The 12,938-nt window shown below is 65.2% G+C and carries 13 protein-coding genes; 5 read left to right on the forward strand and 8 right to left on the reverse strand.

Features of this window, described 5'->3' with window-relative positions:
* The first annotated feature begins 104 nt into the window (after positions 1-104).
* Together WIN67_RS12710 and WIN67_RS12715 are read left to right on the forward strand one after the other, a co-directional pair.
* On the forward strand, positions 105-563 hold the full coding sequence (locus tag WIN67_RS12710; RefSeq protein ID WP_102879890.1) for a GNAT family N-acetyltransferase: 459 nt from the start codon (positions 105-107) through the stop codon (positions 561-563).
* A 44-nt stretch (positions 564-607) separates the two neighbouring features.
* Positions 608-1,417: a helix-turn-helix domain-containing protein gene (locus WIN67_RS12715; protein ID WP_110653763.1), complete on the forward strand. Its 810-nt coding sequence runs from the start codon at positions 608-610 to the stop codon at positions 1,415-1,417.
* Positions 1,418-1,467: 50 nt separating this feature from the next.
* On the opposite strand, the gene WIN67_RS12720 is transcribed toward WIN67_RS12715, so the two are convergent.
* Positions 1,468-1,842, reverse strand: coding sequence for a DUF2784 domain-containing protein (locus WIN67_RS12720; protein WP_102864296.1), 375 nt, complete (start codon positions 1,840-1,842; stop codon positions 1,468-1,470).
* A 200-nt stretch (positions 1,843-2,042) separates the two neighbouring features.
* On the opposite strand from WIN67_RS12720, the gene WIN67_RS12725 reads away from it, so the two are divergent.
* Entirely contained in the window at positions 2,043-3,095 is a 1,053-nt protein-coding gene (locus WIN67_RS12725; protein ID WP_249735869.1) for a hypothetical protein, read from the forward strand.
* A gap of 15 nt (positions 3,096-3,110) precedes the next feature.
* Here WIN67_RS12725 and WIN67_RS12730 read toward each other — a convergent pair whose 3' ends face one another.
* The 5 genes from WIN67_RS12730 to WIN67_RS12750 form a co-directional block, all read right to left on the reverse strand.
* Positions 3,111-4,892, reverse strand: a complete 1,782-nt coding sequence (locus WIN67_RS12730) for an FAD-dependent oxidoreductase (protein ID WP_339071390.1) — start codon at positions 4,890-4,892, stop codon at positions 3,111-3,113.
* Between the two features lie 193 nt (positions 4,893-5,085).
* Positions 5,086-5,277 (reverse strand): hypothetical protein, encoded by a 192-nt coding sequence (locus tag WIN67_RS12735; protein WP_146232636.1) that lies wholly within the window; start codon positions 5,275-5,277, stop codon positions 5,086-5,088.
* Between the two features lie 199 nt (positions 5,278-5,476).
* The gene (gene ppnN, locus WIN67_RS12740; RefSeq protein WP_339071391.1) at positions 5,477-6,850 is read right to left on the reverse strand and encodes a nucleotide 5'-monophosphate nucleosidase PpnN; all 1,374 of its coding nucleotides are present in this window, start codon (positions 6,848-6,850) and stop codon (positions 5,477-5,479) included.
* A gap of 222 nt (positions 6,851-7,072) precedes the next feature.
* On the reverse strand, positions 7,073-7,738 hold the full coding sequence (locus WIN67_RS12745) for a suppressor of fused domain protein (protein WP_339071392.1): 666 nt from the start codon (positions 7,736-7,738) through the stop codon (positions 7,073-7,075).
* Positions 7,739-7,789: 51 nt separating this feature from the next.
* Positions 7,790-8,539: an NAD-dependent deacylase gene (locus tag WIN67_RS12750; protein ID WP_339071393.1), complete on the reverse strand. Its 750-nt coding sequence runs from the start codon at positions 8,537-8,539 to the stop codon at positions 7,790-7,792.
* 180 nt (positions 8,540-8,719) lie between these two features.
* On the opposite strand from WIN67_RS12750, the gene WIN67_RS12755 reads away from it, so the two are divergent.
* Positions 8,720-9,124, forward strand: coding sequence for a response regulator (locus tag WIN67_RS12755; RefSeq protein WP_339071394.1), 405 nt, complete (start codon positions 8,720-8,722; stop codon positions 9,122-9,124).
* A gap of 33 nt (positions 9,125-9,157) precedes the next feature.
* Here the strand turns inward: WIN67_RS12755 and WIN67_RS12760 are convergent, their stop codons facing one another.
* The gene (locus WIN67_RS12760; protein ID WP_339071395.1) at positions 9,158-10,027 is read right to left on the reverse strand and encodes an oxaloacetate decarboxylase; all 870 of its coding nucleotides are present in this window, start codon (positions 10,025-10,027) and stop codon (positions 9,158-9,160) included.
* A gap of 438 nt (positions 10,028-10,465) precedes the next feature.
* Between WIN67_RS12760 and WIN67_RS12765 the strand changes: the two genes are divergently transcribed.
* Positions 10,466-11,593, forward strand: coding sequence for a saccharopine dehydrogenase NADP-binding domain-containing protein (locus tag WIN67_RS12765; protein ID WP_110595820.1), 1,128 nt, complete (start codon positions 10,466-10,468; stop codon positions 11,591-11,593).
* Between the two features lie 7 nt (positions 11,594-11,600).
* Here the strand turns inward: WIN67_RS12765 and WIN67_RS12770 are convergent, their stop codons facing one another.
* Positions 11,601-12,926: a hypothetical protein gene (locus tag WIN67_RS12770; protein ID WP_339071396.1), complete on the reverse strand. Its 1,326-nt coding sequence runs from the start codon at positions 12,924-12,926 to the stop codon at positions 11,601-11,603.
* Positions 12,927-12,938: the final 12 nt, after the last annotated feature.

The following is a 12,938-nucleotide window of genomic DNA, read 5'->3' on the forward strand; positions in this document are numbered from 1 at the left end:
ACCCCCGGGCCACTCAATGACCTCCCAGGTCATAGACAGGCGTGGGGCACAAGCGCTCAGCTGGGCGGCACCGGACAACAATCAGCTTCAAGGAATGAGTAGCAATGAGCGACAGCGAACAGGCTCCTGAGCCAGGCACCTCGAGGGTGATCCGTGAAGCACGGCCCGACGATGTGCCGGCCATGCTCGGCTTTGATGCCTACGCACAATCCCATGCCAGCCGGGGCCAGGCGCTTCGCGAGGCGGTCGGGCGGGGCCAGGTGTGGGTTGAGCTGGCGTGCGACAGGATCGCCGGCTATGTGCTGCTCAATCATGATTTTTTCGATCAGGGGTTCGTCTCCCTGGTGGTTGTGGCGCCCGGGCAACAGCGTCAGGGGGTGGCACAACGGCTGCTCGCCGCCGCCGAGAAGGCTTGTCGGACGAGCAAGCTGTTCACTTCCACCAACCGTTCCAATCGGGCGGCCCAGGGGCTGCTGGCCAAGGCCGGATTCCGCCCCAGCGGGGTGGTCGAGAACCTGGACGAGGATGATCCCGAACTGATCTTCTTCAAGCCTGTTCGCTGAGTTGTCCGCCAACGGCTAACCCACCCAAAGGATGATGGAACCCGATGATTGAACCCCTTGGACGCGTTCCCGCGCCAGCGCTGCCGGTCGGCGCGCAACTGCGCCAGCTGCGGCGCCAAGCGCGCTTGAGCCAGCTGGATCTGGCGTTGCAGGTGGGCATGTCGCAACGGCACCTGAGTTGCGTCGAGACGGGCCGGGCGCAGCCCAGCCCGGCGCTGCTGCATGGCTTGCTGAGCACCCTGGATACCCCACTGGAAATACGCAACCGGGTGTATCTTGCCGCCGGCTATGCCCCCCGTTATGCCGCCTTGCCGTTGGACGATCCGGGCCTGGAGCCGGTGCGCGCCGCGCTGATGCACCTGCTCCAGGCCAACAACCCGGCGCCGGCCATTGTCATCGACAGCGGCTGGCAGGTACTGGCCGCCAATCGCGCCACCACGGCCTTGTTCGGGCTTTTGGGACTGCCGCCGGCGGCGCTGGAGCAAGGTTTCAATCTGCTGGCGAGCCTGCTGCTGCCCGGTGGTTTTGGTGACTGCCTGATCAATGCCGAAGAGATCCGCCAGGTGGCTTGGCAGCGGGCGGCCCGGGAGGCGGCACAACAGCCAGGGCTGGCGGCGCTGCTGGCGAGCCTGCCGTGCCCCGGCGAGGCGGCGGGTGCTGCAAGCCTGGCCACGCCGTTGCTGCTCACCCGGGTGCGCGGGCCCACGGGGGAACTGCGTTTTCTTTCCACCTTCACCACCTTTGGCATGCCCCAGGACATCACTGTGGCGTCATTGCGCATCGAGCACCTGATCCCCGCCGACCAGGCCACCTGGCAGGCGCTGACCCAGGCCTGCGAGGCCGATCCGTCCTAGAGCGCCAAGGTGCGGGCCGGTTCGCCGCTGCGGTCACAAGGGGGGAGGCTTCAGGCGTGGCGGGTACGGCTCCAGCGCCGTGCCAGGTAGCCGTAGACCGAGAGGTTGATCACTAGAACCAGGCTGCCCAGCCAGAGCTGGATGCCCGGGGTCAGCCCGGCGGGGTAGATCAGTGGGATCAGGTAGTGCTCGATGAACCCGGCCCCGTAGCCATCCTGGCCGGCGGCGTGGCGCAACAGGTTTTCCCAGCGGGTCAGCGGGCATTCCAGGTGCAGGACTTCCACCGCCACACCCCAGGCCGCGGCGGGCAGATGCAGCAGCATCAGCCGTGGATGACGCAGCACCAGCAGGCCTCCCAGCAGCACGAAGACGATGAATGACAGGTGAAACAGCACCAGGCTGTCAGCGGCGATGCGGTAGAGCATGAAGGTTCCTTGTAGGGGGAGGCAGGTCCGTGGCGCAGGCGCCCCGGGCAATATACCGATGCCGGAGGCGTCGTGGGTGACGATTGCACGAGCGCCTGGCAAAACGCTCCGGGCGGCGCAGTGGCGCTACCTATACTGCAAGTAGGCCAGGCCGGACAGTCGAGTCTGGCCTGGCCTTGCCTTTCAGGGAGGGACTTGCCTTGTGCTCACTGGCGCTGCGTTGCTGTCGCCCCAGGTCCTGGTTGTTCAGCCTGGGGCTGGCGGTGCTGGTACTGCTCCTTCCTGGCTGTGCCAGCCGTGTCGCCGAGCCCGTCGCCCAGGCGCCGGTCAGTCCGGCCGTCTGGCGTCAAGTGGACGTGGAGCTGCTGAACGCCTCACGCTCCGCCACCCAGCAGGCTGAAGTCTATGCCCAGGGCTCCATGGAGCATTGGCGCACGCGGATCTATCAGCAGACCGACGAACACTTCATTCCCTGGTTCAGTGGCTACTGGACCCAGGAATGGCTGGCGCTCAAGGTCGGTTGGTATTCCCTGAACGACCGGGGCGATGACGCACAGGCTTCCAGGCGCCTGGCCGGTTACCTGCAGGAACAGTATCAGCAGCGGGTCCTGGCACCAGTGGCGCTGGAGATCGATGCCGATGGCATTACTGGCGAGGCCATGGAGTTCTATGTGCAGTTGCTGCGTCAGCAGGTGCAGCTCAGCACTGCGCGTCACCAGTTGCCCGTGCCGCAATTGGATCAGCATCTGGCGCGGATCATCGCCATCGATCTTGGGCCCCAGGCCGGGCAACGCGCTTCGCTGCAGCAACTGTTGCAGGTAGAGCCGGTGGCCCGTCTGCCGGCCTATGCCCCGCTGTTGCAGCAGATTCATGCCGGGCCGGCGACCGATCAGGGGGAGGCGGCGCCGGGCGTGTCTCAGGTGGCCCAGGTCACCAGTGAGAAACTTCAGGCCCAGTTCGCCAGTCGCGGTGTGGCCGGTGCCGTGGCCGCCGCGGTGGGGCGGGTGGCCGGAGCGCTGATTTCCGTGGGGGTAGCGGGCGTACGGGCCCTGGTCCAGAACAATGAGCGCGAGGACCTGCAGGCGCAGACCCGGCGCGACCTGGGCGTGGCCTTCGATCAGGCCTGGCTCAAGCAGTTGCATGACCCTGAGCACGGGGTCATGGCCGGGGTGTATTACCTGGCGCGGCAGATCGAGGCGCAGTTGCAGGCCTCGCAACCCCTGGTGGAGCAGGGCCCCGGCTGGAGCCCATGAGCCAGCGGCGCCAGGTCAATGCATCGCCGCGCATTGTCCGGAACCTGCGCCAAGGGCCGGTTCGAGGATCACCTCATAGTCACTGACGCCTGCGGCATGGCGCCCGGCAATGTAGCCGAAGGTCATGGCCGGCCCCAGGTTGATGCCCCCGGACGGGTAGAAACCGCCCATGACACTGGCCATGTCGGTGCCCGCGGCATACAGCCCCGGGATCACTGCCCCGGCCTGATCCAGTACTTGGGCCTGGGGGCTGGTCTTGAGCCCGGCAAAGGTGCCGAAACTGCCGGGCAGCACTTTGACCCCATAGAACGGCCCTTGCTGGATAGGCGCCACACAGGGGTTAGGTCCTGGGTGCAGGGCGTCACCCTGCTTGCGGTTGTAGGGCGTCGAACCGCGACCGAACTCAGGGTCCTGACCCTGCCGGGCATGCTGGTTGAACGCTTGTACCGTGGCGGCCAGGCCTTGTGGGTCGATGCCGCAACGCCGTGCCAGCTCCTGGATGGAGTCGGCCCGTTGCAGGTAGCCGTTGCGCACCAGATGGCCCACGGGCAGGGGGAAGGGGCGGGCATAACCCAGCCCGTAACGACGCTGGAAGCAGTGGTCGCAGATCAGCCAGGACGCCACTTCCTCGCCGGCCGGAACCGCTTCCACCATGGCCGCGGTGTAGTCGTAGTAACCGTCGGCCTCGTTGACGAAGCGTTTGCCATTGGCCAGCACCCCGATCACCCCGGGCTTGGCCCGATCGATGATATGGGGAAAGTGGCCGATGCTGCCGTCGGCGTGTTGCACTCGCGATACCGGGGCCCAGGCCACCGGGCTGGCAAGGTCGGTGGCCAGCACGGCACCTGCGGCTTCACCGAGACGAATGCCGTCCCCCGAGCAGCTCAAGGGGGGCAAGGCCAGATGCTCGTCGGGGCCAGGCGCCCGGGGAAACAGCGCCTGGCGTCGAACCGGGTCGTGGGCAAAACCGCCGGCCGCCAGGACCACGCCGCGACGGGCACGGATCTCCCGCGGCCCCTGAGGCGTGTCGACCAGGGCGCCGTGCACCCCTTGTTCGTCCTGTAGCAGCGAACGGGCCGGCGACGACTCCAGCAGATTCACTCCCAGGTCCTGGGCCGACTTCGCCAGCCGGCCGATCAGCGCCACGCCGTTCACCAGGTGCATGGCCCGACCATGCAGCGCCAGGTCCCGCAAATGGCGGACAAAACGCTTGCCCACATGCAACAGCGACTTGAACGAGCGCGTCATGCTGAGAAAGGCGCCCAGGTCGGCCCCGGCCATGATCGGCATGCCCAGGAACGAGGTCTCGCGCAGGGTCCGGCGCAGGCGCGCCAGCAAGGGACCAATGGCCCGGGCGTCATAGGGCGCGGCGATCACCTGATGACCCTCGATGCCAGCCCCGGGCACCTGGCCATGGATGTCCGGAATGCCATTGCCGTCGACGAACTGCAGGGCGGTGTGCTGTTCGAAGAAGGCCACCATTTGTGGGCCGTTATCGAGAAAGGCGTCGATGCGTCCGGCGTCGTAGCCTTCGCCCAGTTCATGCCTGAGGTAGGTGCGCGGTTGCTGCGGGTTTTCATGGATGCCGGCGCGGCGTGCCAGCGGATTGCCCGGCACCCACATCCAGCCACCGGACCAGGCACTGGCACCGCCGAAAGTGGAATCCTTTTCCACTACTACCACCTTCAGCCCATGCCAGGCGGCGGTCACGGCACAGGCCAGACCGGCAGCTCCGGAGCCGATCACCAGCAGGTCACAATCCAGGGGCGGGAGGGTTGCGGCGGGAACTTCGCTCACGATGACAGGCCTTTTTTGGTGTATTTATAAAAAATGGAATGTCGTTCCATAATATTTGAAAACTATTTCACGTGGCCATGAGGCTGTCAAACCCGCTGCGTTTTGCAGGTGGCAACGCCGTGTGCAGCGGCGTTGTCCGGGGATAGGGGGAGGGGATGGAGAAAGGGGGGGGCGGCGGCCTTGGTGGTGTCCGTCAGGGTTTGCGCAGGATCAGGTCGAACCTGTGGTTGTGCTTGGGACCGCGCAGGCTCTTGCCCAGCCCTTCGCTTTCCTCGAAATGCTCGATGTGCAGGCCGGCGCACAGTGCCTGTGCGGCGCTGCGGGAGTGAAAAGTCAGGTCTGGCGCCGTGGCCCATTGGTCCCGCTCACCGAACAGCTGGCCCACCAGCAATGTCTGGTGCTGGCATGAATCACTCCTTGATGGTTGGCGCCACATCCTAGCGGAGCCCGGCCATCCTTTGCCGGGTTTCAGCTAGCACAAAGCCCAGGGGCCGGCCTGGCGCGGGAGGCAAATGCCGGGCAAGAAAAAGCCGCGCGCTCCCAGGGAACGCGCGGCGCTGTTCAACCACCGAAGGGGCTGGGGATCAGCTCACTACGCGGTAGCACGGCACATAGGCCGCGCCGCCTGGCAGCTTCATGCGGTGCTGCTCGACGAAGGCTTTGAGCAGTTGGTCCAGGGGCTGCATGATCGCCGGGTCACCGTGGATGCTGTAGGGACCTTTCTGTTCGATCAGGCGGATGCCCTGGTCCTTGACGTTGCCGGCGACGATGCCGGAGAACGCCCGGCGCAGGTTGGCCGCCAGTTCGTGGGGCGCCAGCGCGTGGTTCAGTTGCAGGTTGGCCATGTTCTCGTGGGTCGGATCGAAGGGGCGCTGGAAGCCCTCGTCGATCTTCAGCAGCCAGTTGAAGTGGAAGGCGTCGTTGCGTTCGCGGCGGAACTGCTTGACGGTCTTCAGCCCTTCGGTCATCTGCCGGGCCACTTCTGCCGGGTTGTCGATGATGATCTGGTAGTGCTTCTGCGCCGCTTCGCCCAGGGTCGCCAGGACAAAGGCGTTGAGCTGCTCCAGATAGGGCGCTGCGCTCTTGGGACCGGTCAGGATCACCGGGAACGGCAGTTCACGGTTGTCCGGGTGCATCAGGATGCCCAGCAGGTAGAGGAATTCCTCTGCGGTGCCGGCGCCCCCCGGGAAGATGATGATGCCGTGGCCGATACGCACGAAGGCCTCCAGGCGCTTCTCGATGTCCGGCAGGATCACCAGCTCGTTGACGATGGGGTTCGGTGCTTCGGCGGCGATGATCCCCGGCTCGGTCAGGCCCAGGTAGCGGCCGCCGCTCATGCGCTGTTTGGCGTGGGCGATGGTGGCGCCTTTCATCGGGCCCTTCATCACGCCCGGACCGCAGCCGGTGCAGATGTCCAGCTTGCGCAGGCCCAGTTCGTGGCCGACCTTCTTGGTGTATTTGTATTCTTCGGTATTGATCGAGTGGCCGCCCCAGCACACCACCATCTTCGGCTCCACGCCGGGCCGCAGGGTGCGGGCGTTGCGCAGCAGGTGGAAGACGTAGTCGGTGATGCCCTGGGAGCTCTCCAGGTCGATGCGCTGGCTGTCCAGTTCGTTCTCGGTGTAGACGATGTCGCGCAGGGCGCTGAAGAGCATTTCCCGGGTGCTGGCAATCATCTCGCCGTCGACGAAGGCGTCGGCCGGTGCGTTCAGCAGTTCCAGGCGCACGCCACGGTCCTGCTGGTGAATGCGCACTTCGAAATCGTGGTAGGCGTCGAGGATGGTCTTGGCGTTGTCGACGTGGGCGCCGGTGTTGAGGATCGCCAGGGCGCACTGGCGGAACAGCGTGTAGATGCTGCCGGAACCGGCGGCGCTGAGTTGTTGCACTTCACGTTGCGAGAGGGTCTCCAGGCTGCCTTTCGGGCTCACCGAAGCATTGATCACTTGTCTTTGCGGCATTAATCCATTTCCTGAAATCGGCGCCACCGCGCCATGTGCGGTCAGTGGCGAAAAACGGCGGGGCAGTGAAAGAGCCACCGGTACGGGGCTTGGTTTCCAGCGGCAGGGCAAGAAAGCAAACGTCGTCGCGAGATTGTTCGCTGTCTGAATCTACCTCAAGCGGGCCCGCTGTGGCTGGAAAAATGACGATCCGTCACGGTCGCGGTGAATTTTCATCGAGCCTCAGCAGACACTGGCCCGTGCCGGGTCCATCACTGGCGAGGCTCCGGCCTGGGCCAGGCGTTGCTGCAGGGCCGGATACCCCGCGCCCTGGCCCCAGGCGTGTTCGTCCAGGGTCAGGCCGACGATCTGCAGGAATTCGAAGCGTCCGCTCAGCAATTGATGAGGCCCGGCAAAGGCCGGTGCGGGAATGAACAGCAATGCCTGCAACAGGCTGTCGCCGCCGTCGATGGGTTGCCCGGTACGCATGCGGTCCCATTCGTCCAGCGGCGGCTGTTCGCCGAAACGGCCGGCGGCCAATAGCAGTTGATAGGCGCAGAACTTGCGCAGCAGGCGCAGGGCCCAGGGCGCCTGCTCAGGGGTTTCCAGCAGCAGTTCCTGGCCCATGCCGGACTCGCCGTCGGTCTCGGGTTGCGCATCTTCCCAGGCATTGGACAGCCCTGAGGTGACATACAGCCAACTGCTGCGCGTGGCAGTGGGAGGTGACTCGAAGACCCCGTGGCTGAGCCAGCGTGGGTCGACCGCGGTCTGGCCAAAGACCTCGCTGAACAGTGTCATGTCCAGCGGGTAGATACCCGGGCCCAGGTCGCCGAACAGCGCCGGGTAGAGTTGTTCTTCTCGTTGTGCCCAGGCGGCTTCAAACCATGAAGAGTCGGGGGATTGCGGCATGTGAAAGCGTCCTTGAACAGAAACGGCGGCTCGGCTTGAACCGCCAGGAAGTCAGGCAAAGGCCTGACGCAGCAATTGCGGCAGAATCTCTCCGGCCTTGCCCACCAGGCTGTATTCCTCAGGCTTCGTACAGGCCTGGGGCTGCGGGTTGATGTGCACCACGCAGGCACCTTGCTCCAGCGCCAGTTGGGGGATCTGCGCCGCCGGCTGCACCAGACCCGAGGTGCCTACCGACAACAGCAGGTCGCATTCGCCTGCCGCTTTGAATGCCTCCTTGAGGATGTGCGGTGGCAGGGCTTCGCCGAACCACACCACCCCGGGGCGGATCTTGCCGTTGCAGCCGGTGCAACGGGGGGGCTCCAGGCTGCAACCCTGCTCCGGCAACAGGGGTTCTGGCAGTTCGCCGCTGAAGGGGCGGTTGCAGGCGAAGCACTTGGGGTGGTGCAGGCTGCCGTGCAGGTGCAGCACCGAGGAGCTGCCGGCGCGCTCGTGCAGGTCATCGACATTCTGGGTGATCAGGGTCAGGCGCGGTACGCGTCGGGCCAGTTCGGCAATCGCCAGGTGGGCCGGGTTGGGTCGGGCCTGGAGCACTTTCATGCGGCGCCATTCATACCAGCCCCAGACCAGCGCCGGGTCCTCGCGAAAGGCTTGGGGCGTGGCCAGCCGCGCCGGGTCGAAGTTCTCCCACAACCCGGTCAGGGCGTCGCGAAAGGTCGGGATGGCGCTTTCGGCCGAGACTCCGGCGCCACTGAACACCACCAGGTGGCGGGCCTGGGCCAGGCGTTGGGGATCGAACTCCATGGATGACCTGTCTCCCTTGTTACGCTGATATCGGGGTCGCATTATCGCCAGCCGGTTCGGACCTGTCCGAAAAAAACACTGCGCGCGCATCGGGAATGAATTTATCGTCAAGCCGCCGCTCATAACTCTTGTCAGCGGTCCTGTCCGTAGAGTCCTCAAACCTTCAGGGAGTGTTACCCCATGTGCCCAGCCTCGTCCGTCAACCCAGACGCCACCTCCCGTTTGATCCTGGTGGTGGAGGATGAACCGACGGTGCTGGAGTTCCTCTGCGAGATTCTGCAGGACGAGGGGTTTTCCACCGAGGCCATGGAGAGTGCCGACCGGGCCTGGGAGTTCCTGCAACAACATGCCGCGGACGTGGCCCTGCTGCTGACCGATATCACCATGCCCGGCCGGCTCAATGGCGCCAGCCTGAGCAACCTGTGCGGTGAGCACTGGCCGTCGCTGCCCATTGTGGTCATGTCGGGTTTCGAGACCCCCGAGAGTTCCGGGGTGCGTTATCCGGTGTCCTTCATTCGCAAGCCCTGGACCATCGGGCAGATCCTCGACTGCGTGGAAGGCGCGCTGAAATCGGCCCAGGGTTGAGGCGTTGCGCCTCACCCCGGCCCATCGCCGGTGTTACTCCTTGACGCTCATGAACTCCTTGGCCCAGACGATGTAGTCCTCGGGCTGGGTGTAGGTATGAGCCAGTTCGGTGGCACTCAGGTCCGAGGCCTGGGTGAAGATCTGCCGCTGTTCCCGCAGGCAATCGTAAGTGGCCTTGATCGCGGCGAAGTAGGCGGCGTGGCCGTCCACCACGATTTTCACTCCCAGCTCCGCCAGGCGTGCGTCGTCGCGCAGGGCCGGGTTGCCGTAGGTCACCAGCATCAGCGGCACACTCAGGTGCTCGGAGATCTGCTCCAGTTGCTCGAAATCACGAATGCCCACCATGCAGATGGCGTCGGCGCCGGCACGCTGATACTGCTGGGTGCGGCTGATGATTTCCTGCACCGGGAGAATCCCGGCGTTGGTCCGGGCGATGATCGCCAGTTCGTTATCGACCCGGGCTTCCAGGGCGGCGCGGATCTTGCCGACGCCTTCGGCCACCGAAATCAGGTCAGTGGATTTACGCCCGAACTGCGCCGGCAGCAGGGTGTCTTCGATGGTCAGCGCGGCAATGCCGGCGCGTTCCAGTTCAACCACGGTGCGCATCACGTTCAGCGCGTTGCCATAGCCATGGTCGGCATCGGCGATCACCGGCAACTGGGCCACGCGGCCGATGCGGGTGGCCTGTTCGGCGAATTCGCTGAGGGTGATCAGGGCGAAGTCAGGGGCCGCCAGCACTTGCAGCGAAGCCACGGAGCCACCCAGGATGCCCACTTCAAAACCCAGGTCGGCGGCGATACGGGCAGACATCGGGTCGAACACGGAAGCGGTGTGGTAGCAGGAGTTGGAAGCGATCAGTTCACGGAAACCGCGGCGCAAATCTTGATGGGAAAGCCTGGACATAACAGCTCCGAGATAGGATCGAGAGATCGACCTTGAGGTCGAGTCAGATTTTGCAATCAGTTCCCTTGGCGAGCCGATGATTGAAGGGCTCGCAGCGAAACGTTAGTTGGGCAGATGAAGGTGAAGCAAAGGGGGGTAACAAGGCGTCTGGGTCTCACTCGGTTGCGTGAACCGGCAAGTTTATTATGCGAAGCCGACATAGCAGGACGAGGCTAACACGCTCCAAGGCCCGAGTTGATGAGGAATTTGCATAGCATTATGCCGGACCGGCATTGGCATTTTTTTTCTAACTGAATATTACGACGCTTCGCCGAGGGTGGTTGAGGAGGCCGCCGCAGGCAACCGGGGGCTTGTCGATCCCTGGCAAATCCACCAAGCTGCCGCGCCTCGAATGGCAGCTTGGCAGCTGCGCAATGGCTTGGTTCAAGGATGCAGGTAATGACGCTCAGGGTGTTGGTGGTCGGTGGTTATGGCAATTTCGGCAGCATCGTCTGCCGCTATCTGATCCAGACGCCCGGGGTGCATCTGCTGATTTCCGGGCGTGACCCGCGCAAGCTCGCGGCCAAGGTTCAGGCGCTGCAAGCCGAGGCTGGACAGCCCTGCGAAGGCTGGTGCGGCGATGCCATGGGCCCGCAGTGGGTGCCGGCGCTCAAGGCCCTGGATGTGCATTGGGTGATCCACACCGCAGGGCCGTTCCAGGGCCAGTCCTACGCGGTGGCCCAGGGCTGCATCGAGGCTGGGGTCAACTACTGCGACCTGGCCGACTGCCGCCAGTTCGTGCGCGGTATCGGCACCCTGGATGAAGCGGCTCGGGCCGCCGGGGTGACCCTCCTCAGCGGGTGCAGTTCGGTGCCGACCCTGTCGACGGCGATCATCGATGAGCACCGTGAGCGGTTCTCCCGCATCGATCGGATCGAGCACGGTATTTCCTCCTCGGCGAAAATGCCCGGCTTGTCCACCATCCAGGGTGTACTGGCCTACGCCGGCCGGCCGATCCTGCAACTCAAGGACGGCCAGCCGCTCCCCGTGATCGGCTGGCAGGGCCTGACCTTGCGCAAGCTGCCCAGGCTGGGCACGCGGCTGGTGGCCAATGTCGATGTGCCGGACCTGGACCTGTTCGCCGAGCGTTATGGCGCCCACACCTTGAGCTTCAAGGCGGGTGCCGGGCTGAAGATCGCCGGGCTGGCCAACGCCCTGCTGGCTCAGGCGGTGAAGCTCGGGCTGATCGACGACCCGGCGCCTTGGGCGGCGCGTCTGCATCGTTGCGGCACTTGGTTTGAAGGTTTCGGCGACGGCCTCAGTGCCATGTACGTGGACGTGCATGGCCTGGGCCAGGACGGTCAGCCGCTGTCGATGTACGCGCAGTTGACCGCCACCCACGATCACGGCCCGGAGATCCCCAGTTGCGCTGCGGTGGCCCTGGTGCACAAGCTGCTGGCCGGCCATGTGCCGGTCTCGGGGGCGCGCTCCAGTGCTGGCGAGGTCAGTGTCGAGGAGTACCTGCGGGCGATCGATGATCCGGATCACCTGCAACTGCAGGTGAGTTTCTCGCGCCCGCCGGTTTAAAACACACTCACCACAGCAGGGGCTTGGCGAAGTCCTTCCAGAACAGCCAGCGCCGCAGTTCGTGGTGCTCGCCGGTGCCGATCTGCCAGTCCGGTCGTCCGCTATCCAGGGCGATCTGGACGATGATCCCGGCATAGGTCGCGGCCACCAGGGTCTTGCCGTCGACGCTGATGTCCATGGCGGTGAGGGTCGAGCCGATGTAGTGCTGCCAGCGCTCTTCGCCGGTTTCACTGATGGCCCGCAGGTAACCGTAGGCGTCGCCGATGATGAACTCGTCGCCCCGTGAAGCAGCGGCATATACCCGGGCGCCTTCTTGCAGCACCGGGGTGCGCGGGTCGTCGCTGTAGAAGTCGGTGGAGAGCCCCGGCAGGTCGGCTACCGCCACCCCCACGCTGGCGCCGCCATAGAAGTGGCAAGCATTGAGCAGCAGGCGGTCGCCGCGCTGGTTGAAGTGAGCGAAGTGCGGGTACTCGCTGGCGGGGCCGATCTGCGCGACCTGCTGCAACCTTGCATCGAACACCAGGTGCATCCCGCTTTGCTCGCCGATGGCGATCCACTGGCCATCGGGCGACACCGCGCCATGTTCCATGCTCAGGCCGATGCTCAGGTCTTCGGCGGCGACGCCGTCGGCCAGGTCCTGCTGGATGTCCTCAAGGCTGCGCAGCAGGCGGGTGGCGCCATCGGCAGCCAGGACGAAGATGCCGTCGGCACTCACCAGCAGCACCCGGCGCCCGTCGGGGAAAGGGATCAGGCTGGTGGCAGAGGGGCGTCCGCTGTCTTCAAGCTCCAGACCTGCCGGCAGGCCGGCGTGAGGGGCGGGCCAGGGAAAGCTGGCGACCTGAGGCCCGTTCCAGCCGTCAGTGACCTGGATGCCGTCGGCCCGGCCCCAGGCGAAGTAACGCCGCTGCGGGCACATGCCGAAGCACTCCACCTGCTCCAGGGTCTGGATCCGCGCATCGTCGATATGCACCACGAAGCCGGCCTCATAGGGCGCGCCGATGCGTGCCAGCAGGCTACCGTCCGGCAACAGGGCCAGGGTCGGAATCATCCGCCCCTGGCTTTCCAGGCGCGGCGTCAGTGGGAAGTGTGCCGGCGGCCAGTCCTGGCGGAACGCCTGGCGCGCGGCCTCATCATGGGGGCACTGATTGCTCGCCTCCAGGGCCGCTTGCCAGTCCTGCAACAGGTGCTCGGTGTCGGGCATGTTCGGTTCCTTCAAGCCCTTCCAGCCCTCGCGGGTGCCGGTTTCGACATAGCGGTTGATGTCGCGGGCATAGGTCAGCACGGCTTGCTGCCATTGCTGTTGCGGGGACAGGTTCGAATTCGACTGGGACATGCGCGCAGGACT

It is taken from the genome of Pseudomonas idahonensis, from assembly GCF_037903935.1.
In the GTDB taxonomy this organism is placed as follows: Bacteria; Pseudomonadota; Gammaproteobacteria; order Pseudomonadales; family Pseudomonadaceae; genus Aquipseudomonas; species Aquipseudomonas danubii.

What these genes read in the sequence shown, in the direction of transcription:
- WIN67_RS12710 (WP_102879890.1), top strand. Translation starts at nt 105, where the DNA reads ATGAGCGACAGCGAACAGGCTCCTGAGCCAGGCACCTCGAGGGTGATC.
- WIN67_RS12715 (WP_110653763.1), top strand. Translation starts at nt 608, where the DNA reads ATGATTGAACCCCTTGGACGCGTTCCCGCGCCAGCGCTGCCGGTCGGC.
- WIN67_RS12720 (WP_102864296.1), bottom strand. Translation starts at nt 1,842, where the DNA reads ATGCTCTACCGCATCGCCGCTGACAGCCTGGTGCTGTTTCACCTGTCA.
- ppnN (WP_339071391.1), bottom strand. Translation starts at nt 6,850, where the DNA reads ATGCCGCAAAGACAAGTGATCAATGCTTCGGTGAGCCCGAAAGGCAGC.
- WIN67_RS12745 (WP_339071392.1), bottom strand. Translation starts at nt 7,738, where the DNA reads ATGCCGCAATCCCCCGACTCTTCATGGTTTGAAGCCGCCTGGGCACAA.
- WIN67_RS12750 (WP_339071393.1), bottom strand. Translation starts at nt 8,539, where the DNA reads ATGGAGTTCGATCCCCAACGCCTGGCCCAGGCCCGCCACCTGGTGGTG.
- WIN67_RS12755 (WP_339071394.1), top strand. Translation starts at nt 8,720, where the DNA reads ATGTGCCCAGCCTCGTCCGTCAACCCAGACGCCACCTCCCGTTTGATC.
- WIN67_RS12760 (WP_339071395.1), bottom strand. Translation starts at nt 10,027, where the DNA reads ATGTCCAGGCTTTCCCATCAAGATTTGCGCCGCGGTTTCCGTGAACTG.
- WIN67_RS12765 (WP_110595820.1), top strand. Translation starts at nt 10,466, where the DNA reads ATGACGCTCAGGGTGTTGGTGGTCGGTGGTTATGGCAATTTCGGCAGC.
- WIN67_RS12770 (WP_339071396.1), bottom strand. Translation starts at nt 12,926, where the DNA reads ATGTCCCAGTCGAATTCGAACCTGTCCCCGCAACAGCAATGGCAGCAA.